At 68.6% G+C, this 17,618-nt stretch carries 22 protein-coding genes; 9 read left to right on the plus strand and 13 right to left on the minus strand.

Annotation, left to right across the window (positions count from 1 at the left end; all coding sequences use genetic code 11):
- Nucleotides 1-56: 56 nt before the first annotated feature.
- A complete protein-coding gene (locus AC1RN5_RS15880) occupies nt 57-491 on the plus strand; it encodes a DUF29 domain-containing protein (RefSeq protein ID WP_493042117.1) in 435 nt (144 codons plus the stop codon).
- A gap of 1 nt (nt 492) precedes the next feature.
- Here the strand turns inward: AC1RN5_RS15880 and AC1RN5_RS15885 are convergent, their stop codons facing one another.
- Nucleotides 493-1,008, minus strand: coding sequence for a dihydrofolate reductase (locus AC1RN5_RS15885; RefSeq protein WP_493042118.1), 516 nt, complete (start codon nt 1,006-1,008; stop codon nt 493-495).
- A gap of 135 nt (nt 1,009-1,143) precedes the next feature.
- Nucleotides 1,144-1,992 (minus strand): thymidylate synthase, encoded by an 849-nt coding sequence (locus AC1RN5_RS15890; RefSeq protein ID WP_493042119.1) that lies wholly within the window; start codon nt 1,990-1,992, stop codon nt 1,144-1,146.
- Between the two features lie 141 nt (nt 1,993-2,133).
- On the opposite strand from AC1RN5_RS15890, the gene AC1RN5_RS15895 reads away from it, so the two are divergent.
- A complete protein-coding gene (locus AC1RN5_RS15895; RefSeq protein ID WP_493042120.1) occupies nt 2,134-2,409 on the plus strand; it encodes a hypothetical protein in 276 nt (91 codons plus the stop codon).
- Nucleotides 2,410-2,502: 93 nt separating this feature from the next.
- Nucleotides 2,503-2,781 carry a hypothetical protein gene (locus AC1RN5_RS15900; protein WP_493042121.1) on the plus strand — a complete coding sequence of 93 codons (279 nt, stop codon included), beginning with the start codon at nt 2,503-2,505 and terminating at the stop codon, nt 2,779-2,781.
- A 6-nt stretch (nt 2,782-2,787) separates the two neighbouring features.
- On the opposite strand, the gene AC1RN5_RS15905 is transcribed toward AC1RN5_RS15900, so the two are convergent.
- Entirely contained in the window at nt 2,788-3,330 is a 543-nt protein-coding gene (locus tag AC1RN5_RS15905; protein ID WP_493042122.1) for a DUF924 family protein, read from the minus strand.
- 147 nt (nt 3,331-3,477) lie between these two features.
- Here AC1RN5_RS15905 and AC1RN5_RS15910 point away from each other — a divergent pair, with 147 nt between their 5' ends.
- Nucleotides 3,478-4,302: an RcnB family protein gene (locus AC1RN5_RS15910; protein WP_493042123.1), complete on the plus strand. Its 825-nt coding sequence runs from the start codon at nt 3,478-3,480 to the stop codon at nt 4,300-4,302.
- Between the two features lie 262 nt (nt 4,303-4,564).
- Nucleotides 4,565-5,584, plus strand: coding sequence for a ketol-acid reductoisomerase (ilvC, locus tag AC1RN5_RS15915; protein ID WP_493042124.1), 1,020 nt, complete (start codon nt 4,565-4,567; stop codon nt 5,582-5,584).
- 56 nt (nt 5,585-5,640) lie between these two features.
- On the opposite strand, the gene AC1RN5_RS15920 is transcribed toward ilvC, so the two are convergent.
- Nucleotides 5,641-6,582, minus strand: coding sequence for an isopenicillin N synthase family dioxygenase (locus tag AC1RN5_RS15920; protein WP_493042125.1), 942 nt, complete (start codon nt 6,580-6,582; stop codon nt 5,641-5,643).
- A 79-nt stretch (nt 6,583-6,661) separates the two neighbouring features.
- Entirely contained in the window at nt 6,662-7,390 is a 729-nt protein-coding gene (locus AC1RN5_RS15925; RefSeq protein WP_493042126.1) for a retropepsin-like aspartic protease family protein, read from the minus strand.
- Between the two features lie 307 nt (nt 7,391-7,697).
- Here AC1RN5_RS15925 and AC1RN5_RS15930 point away from each other — a divergent pair, with 307 nt between their 5' ends.
- The gene (locus AC1RN5_RS15930) at nt 7,698-7,982 is read left to right on the plus strand and encodes a TFIIB-type zinc ribbon-containing protein (RefSeq protein WP_304700299.1); all 285 of its coding nucleotides are present in this window, start codon (nt 7,698-7,700) and stop codon (nt 7,980-7,982) included.
- Between the two features lie 12 nt (nt 7,983-7,994).
- Here AC1RN5_RS15930 and AC1RN5_RS15935 read toward each other — a convergent pair whose 3' ends face one another.
- Nucleotides 7,995-8,735: a tRNA1(Val) (adenine(37)-N6)-methyltransferase gene (locus AC1RN5_RS15935; RefSeq protein WP_493042127.1), complete on the minus strand. Its 741-nt coding sequence runs from the start codon at nt 8,733-8,735 to the stop codon at nt 7,995-7,997.
- Between the two features lie 178 nt (nt 8,736-8,913).
- Between AC1RN5_RS15935 and AC1RN5_RS15940 the strand changes: the two genes are divergently transcribed.
- On the plus strand, nt 8,914-9,885 hold the full coding sequence (locus AC1RN5_RS15940) for a polyprenyl synthetase family protein (protein ID WP_493042148.1): 972 nt from the start codon (nt 8,914-8,916) through the stop codon (nt 9,883-9,885).
- Between the two features lie 122 nt (nt 9,886-10,007).
- Complete coding sequence (locus tag AC1RN5_RS15945) at nt 10,008-10,940, plus strand: iron-containing redox enzyme family protein (RefSeq protein ID WP_493042128.1); 933 nt, start codon at nt 10,008-10,010, stop codon at nt 10,938-10,940.
- Here AC1RN5_RS15945 and AC1RN5_RS15950 read toward each other — a convergent pair whose 3' ends face one another.
- Both AC1RN5_RS15950 and fumC read right to left on the minus strand, forming a co-directional pair.
- Nucleotides 10,941-11,705, minus strand: coding sequence for a phytanoyl-CoA dioxygenase family protein (locus AC1RN5_RS15950; protein ID WP_493042129.1), 765 nt, complete (start codon nt 11,703-11,705; stop codon nt 10,941-10,943).
- A 3-nt stretch (nt 11,706-11,708) separates the two neighbouring features.
- Entirely contained in the window at nt 11,709-13,100 is a 1,392-nt protein-coding gene (gene fumC / locus AC1RN5_RS15955) for a class II fumarate hydratase (protein ID WP_493042130.1), read from the minus strand.
- A gap of 97 nt (nt 13,101-13,197) precedes the next feature.
- On the opposite strand from fumC, the gene AC1RN5_RS15960 reads away from it, so the two are divergent.
- Entirely contained in the window at nt 13,198-13,578 is a 381-nt protein-coding gene (locus tag AC1RN5_RS15960; RefSeq protein WP_493042131.1) for a RusA family crossover junction endodeoxyribonuclease, read from the plus strand.
- Between the two features lie 38 nt (nt 13,579-13,616).
- Here the strand turns inward: AC1RN5_RS15960 and AC1RN5_RS15965 are convergent, their stop codons facing one another.
- From AC1RN5_RS15965 to AC1RN5_RS15985, 5 genes are all read right to left on the minus strand, one after another.
- Nucleotides 13,617-14,015 carry a DUF5367 family protein gene (locus AC1RN5_RS15965; protein ID WP_493042132.1) on the minus strand — a complete coding sequence of 133 codons (399 nt, stop codon included), beginning with the start codon at nt 14,013-14,015 and terminating at the stop codon, nt 13,617-13,619.
- A 139-nt stretch (nt 14,016-14,154) separates the two neighbouring features.
- Entirely contained in the window at nt 14,155-14,445 is a 291-nt protein-coding gene (gene sciP / locus AC1RN5_RS15970; protein ID WP_215341474.1) for a CtrA inhibitor SciP, read from the minus strand.
- Between the two features lie 167 nt (nt 14,446-14,612).
- Nucleotides 14,613-16,052, minus strand: coding sequence for a flagellar hook protein FlgE (locus AC1RN5_RS15975; RefSeq protein ID WP_493042133.1), 1,440 nt, complete (start codon nt 16,050-16,052; stop codon nt 14,613-14,615).
- A 56-nt stretch (nt 16,053-16,108) separates the two neighbouring features.
- Nucleotides 16,109-16,831: a flagellar hook assembly protein FlgD gene (locus tag AC1RN5_RS15980; RefSeq protein WP_493042134.1), complete on the minus strand. Its 723-nt coding sequence runs from the start codon at nt 16,829-16,831 to the stop codon at nt 16,109-16,111.
- Nucleotides 16,832-16,841: 10 nt separating this feature from the next.
- A partial coding sequence (locus AC1RN5_RS15985; protein WP_493042135.1) for a flagellar hook-length control protein FliK occupies nt 16,842-17,618 on the minus strand: 777 nt, incomplete at its 5' end.

Consider the following 17,618-nt stretch of genomic DNA (forward strand, 5'->3'; position numbering starts at 1 on the left):
GTCTCCCCGTCGTTTTCTGACACTATGTCCGGGTTGCGCGACGTGAGGCCAGCCCCATGACGAAACTATATGCGCTCGATTTCTTCGCCTGGACCCAAGACCAGGCCGACGCCCTGCGCCGCCGCAGCGTGAACGAGATCGACTGGGAGAATCTGCTGGAGGAGGTGGAGAGCTTGGGGCGGCAGGAACGTAGCGAGCTTCGAAGCCATCTCGTCATTCTCCTGACCCACCTTCTCAAGTGGCGCTATCAACCGGAGCGGCGATCCAGAAGCTGGGCTCTGACCGTCGCCGAGCAGCGGGGTGAAGCGCTGCGCGTGCTGCGAGACAACCCCAGTCTCAAGCCTCAGATCGATGGCTTGCTCAAGGACGCCTATGAAACGGCGCGCCTTCGGGCGGCGCGGGAGACTCGGCGGCCCAAGACGGCGTTCCCCCCCGAATCGCCCTTCGACTGGGACGCCGTCATCTCTGAACCCGTCGAGTGGGACGGCTAGATCAGCGTCGCTCCAGCACCCGCAGGGTGAAGGGGTGCTCGTCGTCCTCGCCAGCGGGATGGTCGGTCTTGCGGACCTCCTTCCACTGGCTCTCGTCGAAGCCCTTGAGGACCACGTCGCCCTCGACCTCCGCATGGACCTCGGTGAGGTAGATGCGGCGCGCGCGGGGCAGGACCAGCTCGAACAGCGAGGCGCCGCCGATGACGCAGAACTCCTCCTGGCCGTCCTCCTCGGCCTGCTCGCGGGCGATGGACAGCGCCTCCGACAGCTCCTCGCAGACCAGAGCCCCCTTGGGCTCGAAGGAGCCGTCGCGGGACAGCACGATATTGGTGCGGCCGGGCAGGGGGGCCTTGGGCAGGCTCTCCCAGGTCTTGCGGCCCATGATCACCGGCTTGCCCATGGTCACGGCGCGGAAATTGGCCAGGTCGGTCTTCAGCCGCCAGGGCAGGTGGCCGGCGCGGCCGATGACGCCGTTGGAGGCGCGCGCGATGGGGCCGGCGGTGAGGATGGCTGTCATGGGCCCTTCATAGCCCGACTCTCCACCGCTCGTCCCGGCGAAGGCCGGGATCCAGATCGTAGGTCACGACCTGGGCCAGGAATCCGGAATGCGGTGGCTGGATCTGGGTCCCGGCCTTCGCCGGGATGAGCGGAATTACACCGCGATCGGCGCGGCGATCTTCTCGTGGGCGCGGTAGCCGCGCAGCTTGAAGTCCTCGTAGTCGTAGGAAAACAGGTCGGCCTTGTCGGCGATCTCGAGGCGCGGCAGGGGCAGGGGATCGCGGGAAAGCTGCTCGCGGGCCTGGTCCAGGTGGTTCAGATAGAGGTGGGCGTCGCCCAGGGTGTGGACGAACTCGCCGGGCTCCAGACCCACGACCTTGGCCATCATCATGGTCAGCAGGGCGTAGCTGGCGATGTTGTAGGGCACGCCCAGGAAGACGTCGGCGGAGCGCTGGTAGAGCTGGCAGGACAGCTTGCCGTCGGCGACGAAGAACTGGAACAGGCAGTGGCAGGGCGGCAGGGCCATGTCCTCGATCTCGGCCGGGTTCCAGGCCGAGACGATGTGGCGGCGGCTGTCGGGATTGGTCTTCAGGCTTTCCACCACCGCGGCGATCTGGTCGATCACCCGGCCGTCCGGGGCGGTCCAGGACCGCCACTGCTTGCCGTAGACGGGGCCGAGCTCGCCGTCCTCGGCCGCCCATTCGTCCCAGATGGAAACCCCGCGCTCCTGCAGCCAGCGGACATTGGTGTCGCCGCGCAGGAACCACAGCAGCTCCACGAAGATCGACTTGCGGTGCAGCTTCTTGGTGGTCAGCAGGGGGAAGCCCTGGGAGAGATCAAACCGCATCTGGCGGCCGAAGACCCCCAGGGTGCCGGTGCCGGTGCGGTCGCCGCGCTGGACGCCGTTCTCCAGGATGTCGGCCAGCAGGTCGAGATACTGCCGTTCCGGATGCTCCGGAGCAGTGAGGGCTTGCGGCAGGCGTTGGGCGGTCAGGGCGTTCATCAGGATGTGCCGATTTATCAGGCGAGCGTCGCGCAACCAGGTGATTCGCGCCAAGGACCAATGCGCCGCGGGGTCATCAAGGTTGCGGATAAGTCGGGAACGTAGAAAACTGACCCCACATTCTGTTCTGGGGGACTGACGATGATCCTGGCCCTGCTCATGGCCGCCGCGCTCAGCGGCTCCGACCAACCGCCCGCGGCGATCGTCGCCGCCGAGACCCTGCCCGTCGCCGCGCCGCTGAAGAAGAACGAGCAGCGGATCAAGATGATCTGCCGCGAGGACGCCCCCACCGGAACCCGCCTGACAAAGCGTACCTGCCTGTCCCTGGAGGACTGGAAGCGCCGCGCCGAGGAAGACCAGGAGGCCATGCGCCAGATGGCCATGAAGTCGGCCTTCTCGGACGTGCGGGGCCGCTAACGTCAGGCGAGAAGTTCGCCTTCCAACGTATCTCCGGTTGCTTCACCCCCAGGCGCCGTGGAACCTTGAGTAGAGTTCCAGTCTGGGGGTTCCATGATTCTCGTCTTGCTTATGGCCGCCGCGCTCAGCGCCGCGGATGAACAAACGCCTGCGCCGGTTCCCGCGCCCCCGGCGGCGGTCGAGCGTACGCCCGTCTCCGCGCCGCTGAAGCCGGGCGAGAAGCGGATCAAGATGATCTGCCGCGAGGAGACCACCACCGGCACCCGCTTCACCAAGCGGGTCTGCTACGACAAGGCCGAGCTGGAGGCGCGCCAGGAGCGGGAGCGCGAGCAGTTCATCGAGAGCCAGAACTCCCAGCAGATGAACCACTAGCCGGGCTCAGCCGGCGAAACCGCCTTCATCCAGGAATTCCTGCTCCTCCGGCGTGGTCGTGCGCCCGAGGCAGGCGTTGCGGTGCGGGAAGCGGCCGAACCGGACGATGATGTCGCGGTGCAGGACGGCGAACTTCAGGGTCTCGGGATCGCCCAGGGCGGTGCAGAGGCGCACGCTCTCCTCCTGGTCGGCCAGGTCCTCCGAATGCTCGAAGGGCAGGTACATGAAGGGCCGCAGCAGGGGCTCGACCTCCAGGTCCTGGCCGGTGGCCACGGCGTGGCGGGCGATCTGGCGGGCCTTGCCGTCGGTGGCGAAGGCGTGGCCGGTGTTACGCCACAGGTTGCGGGGGAACTGGTCGAGCAGGATCAGCAGGGCGAGCGACCCCTCGGCGGTCTCCATCCATTTGTCGTGACGGCCCAGGGCGGCCATGTAATGGACCGGCTCGAACTTCAGCTGGATGGCGGCGTCGAAGTTGGGGTTCTTGGCGAACCACTTCTTGGGGCCCGCCGCGCGCCAGAAGCCGGTGATGTCGTGCGGGGTGGCGGGCATGGGGGTCTCCGGAAGCGCGTCGGCTCGCTCTTTGAAGCCTATGTCGGTTGGCGCGAGATTCCGTTCAAGCGCGGTTCACACAGCGCCGCTCATTAACCAATTCCAAGGGACATCCACGGCCGCGCGCGGCCAGGCGAGAACAGTGACATGAAGACGGTGATCAGGGGCGCTCTGGCGCTGGCGCTGCTGGCCTCGACGGCCCCGGCGGCCTTCGCCCAGGAGGATGGCGGCGAGCATCGCCGCGCCAACCGCGACGACGGCGGCTACAATCCCGCCATGCGCGCCAGCACGCGCAACAATCCCGACAACGCCCGGCCCGCGCCGCAGCCCGCCGCTCCGGCCCCGGCTCCCGCGGCGCCCGCGGCGGCCCCGGCGCCGGCCCCCAGCGGCCAGTCCTGGCAGGGGGGCGATCGCCATCGCGGCCCGCAGACCCCGCCGACCACGACCCAGCCCGACCGCCGCGGCGGCGGGGGCACGACCTGGCAGGGCTCCGGCCAGCGCCAGGGTCAAGGCTGGCAGGGCCAAGGCTGGCAGGGTCAGTCGGGCTGGCAGGACAATGACCGGCGGCATGACGGCCGCAACGACCGCAACGATCGCAATGGCCGTCATGACGGCGACCGCAACTGGGGCGGCCAGGGCTGGAACAATGGCGGCGACCGCAACTGGCGGCCCGACCGGCAGCCGCGCCCCCGCTACGACCAGCGCCACTATGGCCAGACCTATCGCAGCCAGCAGCGCTACCGCGGCTACGCCTACCGTCCGCCGTCGGGCTTCTACATCCGCAGCTGGAGCTACGGCGACATGCTGCCGCGGTCCTGGTGGGGCAGCCAGTACCGGCTGAACGACTGGTGGTCCTACGGCCTGCCGATCCCGCCCATCGGCTACGAGTATGTGCGGGTCGGCGACGACGTGCTGCTGGTGGACATGTTCTCCGGCCGCGTGGTCCAGGTGATCTACGACGTCTTCTGGTAGATCCGAGTTTTCCCTCCCCTTCATGGGGAGGGACGAGGCGGCGATAGCCGACGAAGGGTGGGGCATACCGCCAAGGCTTCCCCACCCGTCTGTCGCTTCGCGACATCCACCCTCCCCATGAAGGGGAGGGTTCGCGGGGCGAAATGTCCTGCAAGTGGCCGTTCGGCTTGACCTTTGCGCAAAATTCCGCTGCAAAGCCCCGCCTTTGCTGCGGCGCCGTTGCGCGACGTCGTGGCGACCTTCGTCCTCAGGAGTAATGACCATGCGCGTCTACTACGACCGCGACGCCGACCTCGCCCGCATCCTGGACAAGAAGATCGCCATTGTAGGCTATGGCTCCCAGGGCCGCGCGCACGCGCTGAACCTGTCGGAATCCGGCGTGAAGAACGTGGTTGTGGCCCTGCGACCCGGCTCGGCCACCGCCAAGAAGGTGGAGGCCGACGGCCTGAAGGTGATGAGCGTCGCCGAGGCCGCGGCCTGGGCCGACGCCATCATGGTGCTGGCGCCCGACGAACTGCAGCGCGGCATCTATAACGAAGAGATCGCGCCCCACATCAAGGACGGCGCGGCCCTGCTCTTCGCCCACGGCCTGAACATCCACTTCAACCTGATCGAGCCCAAGTCGACCATCGACGTGCTGATGATCGCCCCCAAGGGTCCCGGGCACACCGTGCGCGGCGAATACCAGAAGGGCGGCGGCGTGCCGTGCCTGATCGCCATCCACCAGAACCCGACGGGCAACGCCCAGGACTTCGGCCTGGCCTACGCCTCGGCCATCGGCGGCGGCCGTTCGGGCGTCATCGAGACCACCTTCCGCGAGGAATGCGAAACCGACCTGTTCGGCGAGCAGGCCGTGCTCTGCGGCGGCCTGGTGGAACTGATCCGCGCCGGCTTCGAGACCCTGGTCGAGGCGGGCTACGCGCCCGAGATGGCCTATTTCGAGTGCCTGCACGAGGTGAAGCTGATCGTGGACCTGATCTACGAAGGCGGCATCGCCAACATGAACTACTCGATCTCCAACACCGCCGAGTACGGCGAGTACGTGACCGGCCCGCGCATCGTGACGCCGGACACCAAGGCCGAGATGAAGCGCGTGCTGGAGGACATCCAGTCGGGCCGCTTCGTGCGTGACTTCATGCAGGAGAACGCCGTCGGCGCGCCGAGCTTCAAGGCCACCCGCCGTCGCGGTTCCGAGCACCAGATCGAGGAAGTCGGCGCCCGCCTGCGCGCCATGATGCCCTGGATCACCAAGAACAAGCTGGTGGACACCGCGCGCAACTAGGCGCGACGACCGTCAGGCAGACAGGAGGGGTCGGACCGCAGGTCCGGCCCCTTTTTCTATGCGCGGTAGTCGCTGATCTGCACCTCCGCCCCGTAGTCGGCGAAGTCGCCGTCGGCGCGGCGGCGGCGGAATTCGCCCCAGGGCAGGTCGCGGTATCGGCGCGGCGCCTGCAGCGGGCGGATCACGGCCGAATAGGCGGGGTTGAAGAAGTAGGCCAGGCTGAACCGCTCGCCGTCCTCCATGGCCAGCACCCGGTGCAGCGGCGCCTGATAGGCGTCGTTGGACCAGACCTGGATCATGTCCCCCACATTGATGATCAGCCCGCCGGGGACCGGATCGACCGGACGCCAGGTCCCGTCCTTCATGACCTGCAGCCCGGGGACCCCGTCGGTGAGCAGGACGGTGAGCGCCCCGGCGTCGGTGTGGTGATGGATGCCCAGTCCCGCGGGCTCGGCGGCCTCGCCCGCCATCGGATCGCGGGTGGGGTAGTGGTTGAGCCGCAGGAAGCTGGTGTGGACGCCTTCGAAGGCCGGGGCGAGGGCCTCGGCCGGCGCGCCCAGGCCCGCGGAGATCTCCCGCAGCAGACGCAGGCACAGGACCTCGCAGGCGGCGACATAGGTCCGCGCGGTGGGCTCGAAGGCGGGGCGCCAGGGCGGGAAGGGCGTGGCGCCGGTGAAGGCGTCGTCGGTCGGCGCGAGGCCCGCGGCGTCCGGCCCGATGTCGAAGATCTCCTTCTTGTCGCGCCGGTTCTTGGTCAGTTCGCGGTCGTAATAGCCCCAGGGATTGTCGCGGCTGCGGCTGAGCGCCCGCTTGTCGGCCGCCGGCGCCGCGAACAGGCCGCGCGCCTCGTCCATCACCGCCGCCAGCAGGGCGGGATCCAGGCCATGGCCGACCAGATGGAAGAACCCCCAGTCGGCGCAGGCGCGGGCCAACTTCTCCCGAACCTCTTCGGCGCGCGCGGCCAGGTCGATGACCGGCACGGTCTGGCGGTCGTCCATGGCGGGGTCCCTGCAATCTCGCGTTCGGGGTTCCTCTAGCAGGTGGACCGCGAAAGGCGAGGCTCGCGCGAGCGGGCCGTCAATCCCGGGACTTCAGGTAGAGCTTGTCGCCCTTCACCTGGAAGGACTCCAGCCGCCGCAGGAAGGTCATGCCCAGCAGGGAGCTCGACATCGGCGCCTGGTTGACCACCAGGGGCATGTCGGAGAAGGCGATGGAGCCCACCGCCACGCTGTCGGCGGTGAAGGCCGCGCCATAGCCCATGCCGTTGGCGGTCTCGGCGGTCTTGTCGAAGGTGAGCGTCTCCAGGTCGATCCCCAGCCGCCTGGCGTCGGCGGGGCTGAGCACGGTGTCGCTGGCGCCGGTGTCCACCAGGAAGCGGACGCGCTGGCCGTTGACCATGCCCATGACGAAGAAGCCGCCCTCGTCGCCCTGGGTCACCACCAGCTCGTGCGGGCTGACGGCGACGGGGTAGGAGGAGGAGAACTGCATGCGCACCCGCTGGCCGACCCCGGCCAACTCGCTGCGATAGGTGACCCCCAGGACCAGCACGGCCACGATGGCCGCCCAGATGCCGGCGTGGCGCGCGGTCTGCCCCCAGCGGACATTCCGCGACAGCAGGGAGGTCGAAAGCATGGCCATCAGCAGCACGCCCCAGGCGACCCAGGCCCAGTCCTCGGGCGAACTCACCGCCCCGGGGAAGGCCGCGAAGAGCAGGCGCACCCCGCCAAGGAGGCCCAGCAGGGCGAGGATCCACAGCACCCGGCGCCGGCGCGCGCCCGGCGCGCGCGCCGGGTCGCGGTTTCTCACGTCCCACGGTCCGCCGCCTTCCGACATCGCCCACCCCTCCACCGACCCGCCGACAGACTAATCCAAGGCGGCCCGAAAAAAACTCGCCGAAGATCGCGGCGGCCCCCTTTTCAAGACCGGGCGGCCTTCCTAGCTCTGGGGAGCAGGCCGGGCCCCTCTGGCGATCCTCAGCTCTCCTCCCCGAGCGGATCGTGATGTCGGACTGCATCGGGTGCGCTCGATGCCGGGTCCTAGAAGGTTTGGCCCCCCATCCCTCGGTTCCGGACTCGGGCGCACCCATCCCTTGATGTGATGGAGCCCCGCGACGATGCCTCTTCTGCTTTGCCCCAACTGCAACACCTCTATGTCGGCTGTCAGCCGGCAGGCCGTGGAGTTCGACATGTGCCCCGCCTGCCGCGGAGTCTGGCTGGACCGGGGGGAGCTGGAGAAGCTGATCGCCGCCGGCCGCGGCGAGGCCCCGGCCCAGGAGGGCCCGGCCCGCATGTGGCGCGAACCCGAGCGCCCGCGGCGCGACTGGGATGACGACGACGACGACCGCCATCCCGCGCACCGGCGCAAGAAGCGCTTCGACCTGTTCGATATCTTCGACTGAGGGGCTAGGGCCTCACTGCCAGGATAGCCCCGCCTCGCCCCGCAGGATCGCCTCGGCCTCGGCCGTGTGCTTGGCCCCCTCGCGCGGGTGCAGGACCAGGGGGGGCAGGAGGGCGAGGGGCGCCTTGCCGGTCTTGATGGCCCGGACCAGCACCCGCTTGGCCGGGGCGTCGGCATGGGCGTGGATCGGGCGGATCTGGAAGGAGCCGGCCTTGGGCGCCAGCAGGGCCAGGATGTCGGCCAGACGGTCGGCGCGGTGGATCAGGGTGATGGTCCCGCCCTCCCGCACGGCCTTGAGCAGGAAGGCGGTCCAGGCCGCCAGTCCGCCCTCGGCCATCCAGGCGCCGGACTTGGCGGGCGCCGGCGCCCGCAGAGCCTTGGGATCGTCGAAATAGGGCGGGTTGGCCATCACCGCGTCGAAGGTGGGGAAACCGAGATCCTTGAACAGCCTGGCGACGTCGCCCTCCAGGATGACGACCCGTCCCTCCATGCCGTTCAGCGCCACGTTGTCGCGGGCCAGGGCCACCGCGCCGAGATCGCGCTCCAGGCCGACGAAGATCGCCCCCGGGCGCCGGGCGGCGGCGGCCAACAGGGCCCCGCCCACACCGCAGCCCGCCTCCAGCACCCGGGCCCCGTCGGCGGCGTCGCAGGCGGCCGCCAGCAGGGCCGCGTCCATCCCCGCGCGATAGCCGCCCAGGGCCTGGCGCAGGCGCACGCGGCCGTCGAGGAGGCGGTCCTCGGGTGTGGCGTCCATGTCGGTCTGCTGACTCGTAATCGGCATATCGGGTCGGTGAGGCGTTGTGCTGTCCTTGACCGTGCCTTATCGCGTCACCATTGTCCCCGCAAACGGCGACGCCCCCCCGTCTCGCCGCCCCAGACCAGGAGTCCTCGTGGACGCAGTCAGCGCCCCGGTCGTCCGAAAGCCCATCTCCATCGATGGCCTGCTGGACCTCGCGCGCCCCGACATGGCCGGCGTCGACGCCCTGATCCGCGACCGGATGCAGAGCCCGGTGGCGGTCATCCCGGCGCTCGCCGAACACCTGATCGGCGGCTCGGCCAAGCGGCTGCGCCCCCTGCTCACCATCGCCGCGGCTCGTCTGGCCGGCGCGAAGGACGATTCCTGCCTGAAGCTGGCCGCGGCCGTGGAGTTCATCCACACCGCCACCCTGCTGCACGACGACGTGGTGGATTCCTCGGAGCTGCGGCGCGGTAAGGTCGCCGCCCACCTGATCTGGGGCGCCCCGGCCAGCGTGCTGGTGGGGGATTTCCTGTTCGCCCGCGCCTTCGAGCTGATGGTGGAGGCCGGCTCCATGGCCGCCCTGGAGATCCTGGCCCGCGCCAGCCGGGTGATCGCCGAGGGCGAGGTGCTGCAGCTGACCCGCGCCCACGACCTGAACCTGCCCCAGGAGATGTACCTGGAGATCATCAAGGCCAAGACCGCCGAGCTGTTCGCCGCCGCCGCCGAGGCCGGCGCGGTCTCGGCCGGCGCCAGCCCCGAGCGCTGCAAGGCCCTGCGCAAGTTCGGCCAGGATCTGGGCGTGGCCTTCCAACTCGTCGACGACAGCCTGGACTACAGCGGCGTCAGCCAGGAGCTGGGCAAGAACCCCGGCGACGACTTCCGGGAAGGCAAGGCGACCCTGCCCCTGCTGCTGGGCATCGCCCGCACCGGCCCGGCGGAGAAGGCCTTCTGGGACCGGGCCGTGGCGCGCCTGGAGCAGGTGGACGGCGACTTCGAGCGGGCGCGGGACCTGATCACCGGGGCCGGCGCCCTGGACGCCACCCTGGACCTGGCCGCCGACTATGCGGGCCAGGCCAAGAGCGCGCTCACCGAATTCTCCGCCAGCAACAGCTGGCGCCCGGCCCTGGAAGACCTGGCCGACTTCGCCGTCAGCCGCCTGCGCTGAGGCCCAATCTGAGCTAGACTGTCCCCGCAACGCGCGTCCGGCGAGCGGGTTTGGTCGGGAATCCGGCTTAGGAACCCTCTTTCCGTTCGCACGCTCCTACTGGCCAAGAGGGAGTGTGTTTCGTGTTTGGTGGTGAACGTCTGGCGCGCCTTGGCGCCTTCAATCCGCAGTTTCCCGACGCCGAGACCCTGCACAAGGGACTGGCCCACTGGAACCATCGCCGGCTGGCGGTGGGCATGCCGTCCGATGACTGGCGCGCGGAGGTGGCCGAAGAGGCGCGGATGAAGCATTTCGAGGGCTCGTACATCGAGGCCTTCCGCGAGCATGTCGCGCCGCTCGTGGCCGACGTCCCCAGCGATCCCGAGGGCTTCCTCGCCTGGTTCGAGGCGCTCAAGGTCTCGGGCCCCGGCCAATGGGATCCGCTGTTCGCCTGGCTGGAGAACGACGCCAGCCTGGCCGACATGCGCTGGTTCCTGACCCAGGAGGCCGCCGGTGAGGCCGGCTTCGACGATCTCGTCGCCATGACCCAGGTGAAGCTTCCCGCGCGGCCCAAGCTGGAGCTGGCCCGCAACTACTGGGACGAGATGGGCCGCGGCCATGAGGGCGGGATGCACGGCCCCATGCTGGAGCGCACCACCCAGGGGCTGGAGCTTTCGCCCACCATCGACTCCACCCTGTGGCAGTCCCTGGCCCTGGCCAACACCATGACCGCCTTCGCCACCACCCGACGATATACCTACCAGTCGATCGGCGCCCTGGGCGTCGTGGAGCTGACCGCCCCGACCCGCGTGAGTGCGGTGGAAGCGGGCCTCAAACGCCTGGGAGTCGGACCCGAAGGACGCAAGTACTTCGCCCTGCACGCCCATCTGGATATCGAGCACTCCCGGGCCTGGAACGCCGAGGCCCTGGTCCCCCTGGTCACCGAGACGCCCGAATGCGCCCGCCACATCGCCGAGGGGGCCGTCATGCGCCTGATCTGCGGCGAGCAGTGCTTCGAAACCTACCGCGCCCACCTGTGGGCCCACGCCCACCCGCTGGTCTACGCGGCGGAGTAGCTACCAGCGGCGGAATTCGTCGCCGAGTATCCCGCGTTTTGCGATGCGTTCGTTGTACGCCTTTATGGCCTCGGCATTTTCCGCCGCCCACTCGACGGCTGTCTTACTATGGGCGAGGGCGACGCCGCGCCAGACCAGACCTCCCGGAAGCGCGAAGGCGGCGTAGTCCACTTGAAGGACCCGGCGGCGTGTCGGCGTCACTGCCCGCGCCGAGGCGTGGAGGATGGGCGTTGAATAGGCCCAGACATCGCCGGCCTCCGCCAGACACTGGGCAATCGGATGGCGTTCGGCTTCCGCCGCGGCCTGATTGGCTGGCACATGGCCGCACCTGTGCGAGCCTACCGCGGCCTGAAGCGGTGCGTTATCGGCGCCGCAGAAATCCAGATGGATGCGAAAGGTGGCCATGCGTTGCAGAAGTTCGATAGGCGGCGCGACATGGAGCGCCCCGTCCTTGCGCGACCAGGGTCCGAAGCCCTCGACCTCGTGGCGTTCCTCAACGACGAGGGTGCGATCCTGGTGCCACCCGAGCGCCCAGTTGCCGTCGGCGGTCTTGTCGAACAGCACGGCCCGGACGGGCTGGGCGCCGATCCCTAGAAGCCTGGAGGCTATCCGACTGACCGGCCACAGCAGTCCAGGAAGGCTGTCATCCTGTAGCCGGGCGCCCGGCCCCTTGGTCGGAATTCCACGAAGACGCTCGATCCCGACGGCGTCATAGACCGCCGGATAGAGTTGCAGGCCATCACGCTGGAATTCGTAGGCGCTCATGGGTCACCCCGGGTGGATCATGTTCTCCGGGCGGACGACCTCGTCGAACTCCGCGTCGGTGACGTAGCCGCCGCCGACGGCCTCCTGGCGCAGGGTGGTGCCGTTCTTGTGGGCGGTCTTGGCGATCTTGGCCGCGGCGTCATAGCCGATCTTGGGGGCCAGCGCGGTGACCAGCATCAGGGAGCGCTCGAGGGCGGCCTTGATGTTGTCCTCGCGGGCCTCGATCCCCACCACACAGTTGTCGGTGAAGCTGATGGCGGCGTCGGCGATCAGGCGGCAGGACTGCAGGAAGTTGTAGGCCATCACCGGGTTGAACACGTTCAGCTCGAAGTGCCCCGAGGCGCCGGCGAAGCTCATGGTGGCGTTGTTGCCGAACACCTGGGTGCAGACCATGGTCAGGGCCTCGCACTGGGTCGGATTGACCTTGCCCGGCATGATCGAGGAGCCCGGCTCGTTCTCCGGCAGGGAGAGCTCGCCCAGGCCCGAACGGGGGCCGGAGCCGAGGAAGCGGATGTCGTTGGCGATCTTGAACAGGCTGGCGGCCATGGTGTTGAGCGCGCCGTGGCTGAAGACCATGGCGTCGTGGGCGGCGAGCGCCTCGAACTTGTTGGGGGCGCTGACGAAGGGCAGGCGGGTGATGGCGGCGATCTTGGCGGCCACCAGCTCGGCGAAGCCCACCGGCGCGTTCAGGCCGGTGCCGACGGCGGTGCCGCCCTGGGCCAGCTCATAGAGGCCCGAGAGGGTGTCCTTGATGCGCCGCACGCCATTGGCCACCTGCTGGGTGTAGCCGGAGAACTCCTGGCCAAGCGTCAGGGGGGTGGCGTCCTGGGTGTGGGTGCGGCCGATCTTGATGATGTGGTCGAAGGCCTTGGTCTTGGCCTTCAGCGCGGCGTGCAGGTGCTCCAGCGCCGGCATGACCTCCTTGGCCACCTGCTCGGCGCAGGCGATGTGCATGGCGGTCGGATAGGTGTCGTTGGACGACTGGCTCATATTGACGTGGTCGTTGGGGTGGACGGGGCTCTTGGAGCCCATCACCCCGCCCAGCATCTCGATGGCGCGGTTCGAGATCACCTCGTTGGCGTTCATGTTGGACTGGGTGCCGGAGCCGGTCTGCCAGACCGAGAGCGGGAAGTGGTGGTCGAGCTTGCCGTCGATCACCTCCTGGGCGGCGGCGACGATGGCCGCGCCGATCTTGGGGTCGAGGCGGCCCAGCTCCATGTTCGCCTCGGCCGCGGCGCGCTTGACGATGCCCAGCGCCCGGACGACGGGCTGGGGCTGCTTCTCCCAGCCGATCTTGAAGTTCTGGATGCTGCGCTGGGCCTGGGCGCCCCAATAGGCGTCGGCGGCGACCTCAACGGGGCCGAAGGTGTCGGTTTCGGTGCGGGTCGCGGTCATGTTCTAGCCTCCTGCCAAGTCGCCGGGCCGGTTTAAACGCGGCGGGCGCAAGCGCAAGGGTTCAGGCGCCGGACAAAGCCCTCTATGACGAGCCTCAATGGATGACGGCTGGACCCATCACGCCAAGGTGCGCGCCCGCGAGAGCGAGGGGGTGATGGAGGTCGTGGTCGATGGCCTGTCCACCCAGGCCAAGGTCTACAAGCCGCTGATCTACGAGTTCTTCCGCAAGGCCTGGCGCGGCTCGCGCCCGACCTGGGGGGAATTCTCGGTGGAGATCGTGATGGAATATGTCGGCGATCCGCCCTGGATGGACCTGGACAACCTGGCGAAGGCGATCCTCGACGCCATCAAGGGCTACGCCTTCCACGACGACGCCCAGGTGGCGCGCCTGCTGGTGGAGCGTCGGGCCGGCGAGCGGGAGCGGATCGCCGTGACGATCCGCAAGCTCTCCGACCTCAGCCCCTGGCCGAGAGCGTGACAGCCGAAGGTGGATGCCGGTTTCGGCGCCCGTCACGTCTAACTTGAAGCCGAAACCTTCTTAGTCTTGGGCTCCAGGGCCTCGACCATCATGATGGCGTAGCCCACCAGCACGAGCGCGGTGTAGCGGCCCAGGCTCTCCGGCGGCAGTTGCGGCAGCAGCCTGGAGAAGTTCAGGCCCAACAGCATGGCGCCGGTCAGGCCCGGGGCGGCGAAGATCAGGGCCGCCAGCCGGCGCTGGCGGCGGGGCGTGCGCAGGAAGCGCAGGGTGATGTGGAAGAAGAGGCCCAGCGCCATGGCCACCAGGGCGGCGTTGACCACGTAGAACCAGAAGGCGTGCTCGATCACGCCGCGGGCGAAGACCACATAGAAGAGGGTCGCCGCGCCCCAGACCAGGGCCCCCGCCAACCCGAACCACATTCCGTCCTGTTTCGACACGTCCGACCCCGCGACAGCCTTCTTTGAAGCGGAGCTGTGCGACAGTCATGCCAGCGCAGAGGGGGTCCTAAAACGGGTGCGGCCGCCCCGGTTGCCCGGGGCGGCCGCATCGCGAACTTCAATCTGGGGGGAGTTGAGGTCAGCGATACTGTTGCAGGCGGGTGGTGCGGAGGCCCGCCAGGCCGTGTCGGTCGATGGACTTCTGCCAGGCGAGGAATTCCTCGTTGGTCAGCGAATAGCGTTCGCACGCCTCGTCGAGCGTCAGCAGCCCGCCGCGCACCGCAGCGACCACCTCGGCCTTCCGCCGGATCACCCAGCGCCCGGTGTCCACCGGCGGCAGATCGGCGATCGTCAGGGGAACCCCCGTCGGACCGATCACATAGGGCTCGCCGCGGCTGTTCGTCCGGGTCTGCTGTTGTTGTTGCAACATGGCTTTACGCCTTTCCCACCATCACAATTCGGAGGGACCATACGCCGCAGGCCATAACAGCCGGTGAATCGCAGTAGTAAAAAAAGACCTAATCATCAGCTCCCCCATGTACTAAAACGGTACAGTCTAAGATGTCGTTGCAAGTTAAAGAGCATTAACGCCAAGACTTATCGCTTAATGTTGATCAACTCTTCCAACATCTGATCGGCTGTTGTGATGATCTTCGAGGAGGCCGAGTAAGCTTTCTGCGTCGAGATCAGTCCTGTGAACTCCGCCGACAAGTCGACAGTGGAGGCTTCCAGGGTCGAGGACGAGATTTGACCCGCGCCGGCCATGGTGGGCTGCTTCAGGACGAATTCGCCGCTCTGGATGGTCGGACGGTAGGCGTTGCCGCTGATCGGGGTCAGACCGTCCGGGTTCGGGAAGGTGGCCAGGCCGATCTTGGCGACCTGACGGATCTCGGAGTTGTCGAAGATGGCCGAGACCATGCCGTTCTCGTCGACCTCGACGCCCACCACGTTGCCGACGCTGGCGCCGTCGGAATTGACCTGGGTCACCGAGGACTCCACCGGCCGCGAGGCCAGCTTGGAGAAGTCGAGGGAGACGTCCTGCGAACCGATGCCGAGATTGTCGGCCCAGGCCGGGAAGGTCCCGCTGCTGGAGGCGCCGAGCGAGAAGGCCGGCGCGTTGCCGACCGCCGGGGTGCCGCTGGTGCCGAACAGGGTGGAGTTGTCCTGGTCGAACTGGCCGGTCTGGGTGAAGTTCACCAGGCCCGAGGCGATCAGGCCGGGGGGGCTGCCGGCGGGGGCGGGGACGCCGGTGCCGGTGTCCACGTCGGAGGCCGGGATGGCGTAGATTTCCGCGTGCCACTCATTGGGGTTGGTGGCCGAGGAGGACTTCAGGAAGGACACCGCCACCTTGTGGGCGCCGCCCACGGAGTCGATGACGTTCATCTCGATGGTGAAGTCGGGCTTGATGGTGGCGCCCGCCACCCCGGCGGCGTAGCCGGCCATGCTGGTGGTGTCGACGGTGGGCACGTAGGTGGCGTCGCCCACCGAGGTGGGGTTGCCGCGCTTGTCGACATTGGCGTTGATGACGATGTTGCTGGTGGCGCGGACCGCGGCCCCCAGGTTCTTGACGTTGATCGAGTCGAGCTTGGTGAGGTCCGACGGATTGGCGTCGATGGTGCCGTCGGCCTGGACGGGCCAGCCCTGCAGATAGAGCTTGGCGTCATTCACCAGGAAGCCGTCGGCGTCGACGCTGAAGGAGCCCGAGCGGGTGAAGGCGCGGTTGTCGGCGCTGGTCAGGCCGGTGGGCTTCTGGGTGACGATGAAGAAGCCGTCGCCGGAGATGCCCAGGTCGGTGGGCGAGGAGGCGCTGGTGATCAGGCCTTGCTGGGCGACGAACTGGCGGGTCACGGCCTGCACGCCGCCGGCCGAGTAGCGGCCCTTGACCGCCTGGGCCGTCACCACGTTGGCGAAGTTCACCTGATTGCGCTTGTAGGCGGTGGTGTTGACGTTGGCGATGTTGTCGGAAATGGCCGCCAGGGCCGACGAGTTCGACACCAGGCCGGAGACGCCGGCGAGCATGGCACTGTTGATGCTCATGGTTGTTGCCTTCTTTCGTTCTGCGTACGTCGCAAAGGGTTACGGGAGCGGCGCGCCTAGGCGGCCGCGTCGGACGTGACGGGGTCCGGAGTGGGGGTGGTGGTGGCGGTGGTGGTGACCGGGGCGGCGGCCTGGTTGATCGAGGTGACCTTTTCCCAGGGCAGCTTGGCGCCGTTGATGGTGATCAGGGTCTTGCCGTCGACCTGCTCGACGCCGGTGACCATTCCCTGAACCGAGACGTTGGAGGTGACGGTGGAGCCGGCGCTGTCCTTGGCGGTGACCTTCAGGGTGTAGGGCCCGCCGTCGTCCAGCTTCTGGCCGCTGGAATCCTTGCCGTTCCAGGTGAAGGTCTGCTCACCGGCGCTCTTGTCGGTGGGGGTGGTGCTGAACACCGTGCGGCCCTTGGAGTCGAGGACCTCGAACTTCACGTCGTCGGCGGCGCGGCTGAGATCGACCTTCCACTCGGCCTTGCCGTCCTTGATGGCGTTTTCGCCGGTGCCGACGCGGACGTCCTTGCCGATCAGGGCCACGGCGGTGGAGATGCCGCTGCCGGTGTTGGCCACCAGCTTCTCCATCAACTGGTTGCCGTAGAGCTGCTGCTCCACGCCGGTCATCTGGACGAGCTGCTGGGTGAACTGGTTGGAGTCCAGGGGCGAGAGCGGGTCCTGGTTCTTCAACTGCGTGGTCAGCAGGTTGAGGAAGGTGTCGAAGCTCTCGGCCAGCCGCTTGGTGCCGGTCTGGGTCGCGGTCTGACCAACGGTGGAAACTGCATCTACCATCTGACGATTCCTAAATGCGGACGTCGACGCCGGACTGGGTCCGGCGTTGGAGGTTGAGGGCGCCTGAGAGCGCGGCGTCGGCCGTCTGGTCGGCGCTGTCGAGCGCCGCCTGGAAGGCCCGGCCGCGCCAGGCGCCGCCGTTGCTCTGAGGGTCCTGGCCGAACTGACCCTGACCGGCCTGGCCCTGGCCGCGATCGGCGGCGACGTCGAAGCGGATGCCGCCGCTGACGTCGAAGCCGGCCTGCTCCAGGGCCTTCTGCAGTTCACCGGCCCGGCCGCGCAGTTCGTTGGCGGCGTGGGCGTTCTCGAAGGACATCGAGGCGGTCAGCTTGCCCTGGGCGCCGATCTCGATGCGCACGTCGACCTGGCCGAGGCCCTCGGGGTTGAGGGCGACGTCGAACTGGGTCGAACGGCCCTCGAGCTTCTTGACGATCTGGGCGGCGAGGTGGGCGACGGTCTGAGGACCGGCGCGGACCTCGGCGGGGGCGGCGGGGGCCGCGGCGATGGCGGCCGGATCGCCGACGCCGGGAGCGGCGGGCTGGGCGGCGTCATCGGCGACGGCCTTGGTCTCGATGGCGGGGGCCTTGTCCTCGGACTTGCCCTCGGCGCCGGACTCGAAGCCGGCGGCCGCCTCCACCTGGGCGGTGGCGGGTTGAGCGGCCTGGTCGACGTTCGCCGCCGAGCTCGGGGTCGCGGCGGCTTCGCCGCGGCCGGACTCGTTGCGAGCCGCGCGGGCGGCGGCGCGGCCGCGGCCGGGGGTCGGCGCCGGGGCCGGCTCGCCCAGCGG

It is taken from the genome of Phenylobacterium sp. GW821-FHT12F10 (assembly GCF_058806695.1).

Bases quoted from the DNA above. Each gene is read 5' to 3' on its own strand.
- AC1RN5_RS15880 (WP_493042117.1), top strand. From the start codon at position 57: ATGACGAAACTATATGCGCTCGATTTCTTCGCCTGGACCCAAGACCAG.
- AC1RN5_RS15885 (WP_493042118.1), bottom strand. From the start codon at position 1,008: ATGACAGCCATCCTCACCGCCGGCCCCATCGCGCGCGCCTCCAACGGC.
- AC1RN5_RS15890 (WP_493042119.1), bottom strand. From the start codon at position 1,992: ATGAACGCCCTGACCGCCCAACGCCTGCCGCAAGCCCTCACTGCTCCG.
- AC1RN5_RS15895 (WP_493042120.1), top strand. From the start codon at position 2,134: ATGATCCTGGCCCTGCTCATGGCCGCCGCGCTCAGCGGCTCCGACCAA.
- AC1RN5_RS15900 (WP_493042121.1), top strand. From the start codon at position 2,503: ATGATTCTCGTCTTGCTTATGGCCGCCGCGCTCAGCGCCGCGGATGAA.
- AC1RN5_RS15905 (WP_493042122.1), bottom strand. From the start codon at position 3,330: ATGCCCGCCACCCCGCACGACATCACCGGCTTCTGGCGCGCGGCGGGC.
- AC1RN5_RS15910 (WP_493042123.1), top strand. From the start codon at position 3,478: ATGAAGACGGTGATCAGGGGCGCTCTGGCGCTGGCGCTGCTGGCCTCG.
- ilvC (WP_493042124.1), top strand. From the start codon at position 4,565: ATGCGCGTCTACTACGACCGCGACGCCGACCTCGCCCGCATCCTGGAC.
- AC1RN5_RS15920 (WP_493042125.1), bottom strand. From the start codon at position 6,582: ATGGACGACCGCCAGACCGTGCCGGTCATCGACCTGGCCGCGCGCGCC.
- AC1RN5_RS15930 (WP_304700299.1), top strand. From the start codon at position 7,698: ATGCCTCTTCTGCTTTGCCCCAACTGCAACACCTCTATGTCGGCTGTC.
- AC1RN5_RS15935 (WP_493042127.1), bottom strand. From the start codon at position 8,735: ATGGACGCCACACCCGAGGACCGCCTCCTCGACGGCCGCGTGCGCCTG.
- AC1RN5_RS15950 (WP_493042129.1), bottom strand. From the start codon at position 11,705: ATGAGCGCCTACGAATTCCAGCGTGATGGCCTGCAACTCTATCCGGCG.
- fumC (WP_493042130.1), bottom strand. From the start codon at position 13,100: ATGACCGCGACCCGCACCGAAACCGACACCTTCGGCCCCGTTGAGGTC.
- AC1RN5_RS15960 (WP_493042131.1), top strand. From the start codon at position 13,198: ATGGATGACGGCTGGACCCATCACGCCAAGGTGCGCGCCCGCGAGAGC.
- sciP (WP_215341474.1), bottom strand. From the start codon at position 14,445: ATGTTGCAACAACAACAGCAGACCCGGACGAACAGCCGCGGCGAGCCC.
- AC1RN5_RS15975 (WP_493042133.1), bottom strand. From the start codon at position 16,052: ATGAGCATCAACAGTGCCATGCTCGCCGGCGTCTCCGGCCTGGTGTCG.
- AC1RN5_RS15980 (WP_493042134.1), bottom strand. From the start codon at position 16,831: ATGGTAGATGCAGTTTCCACCGTTGGTCAGACCGCGACCCAGACCGGC.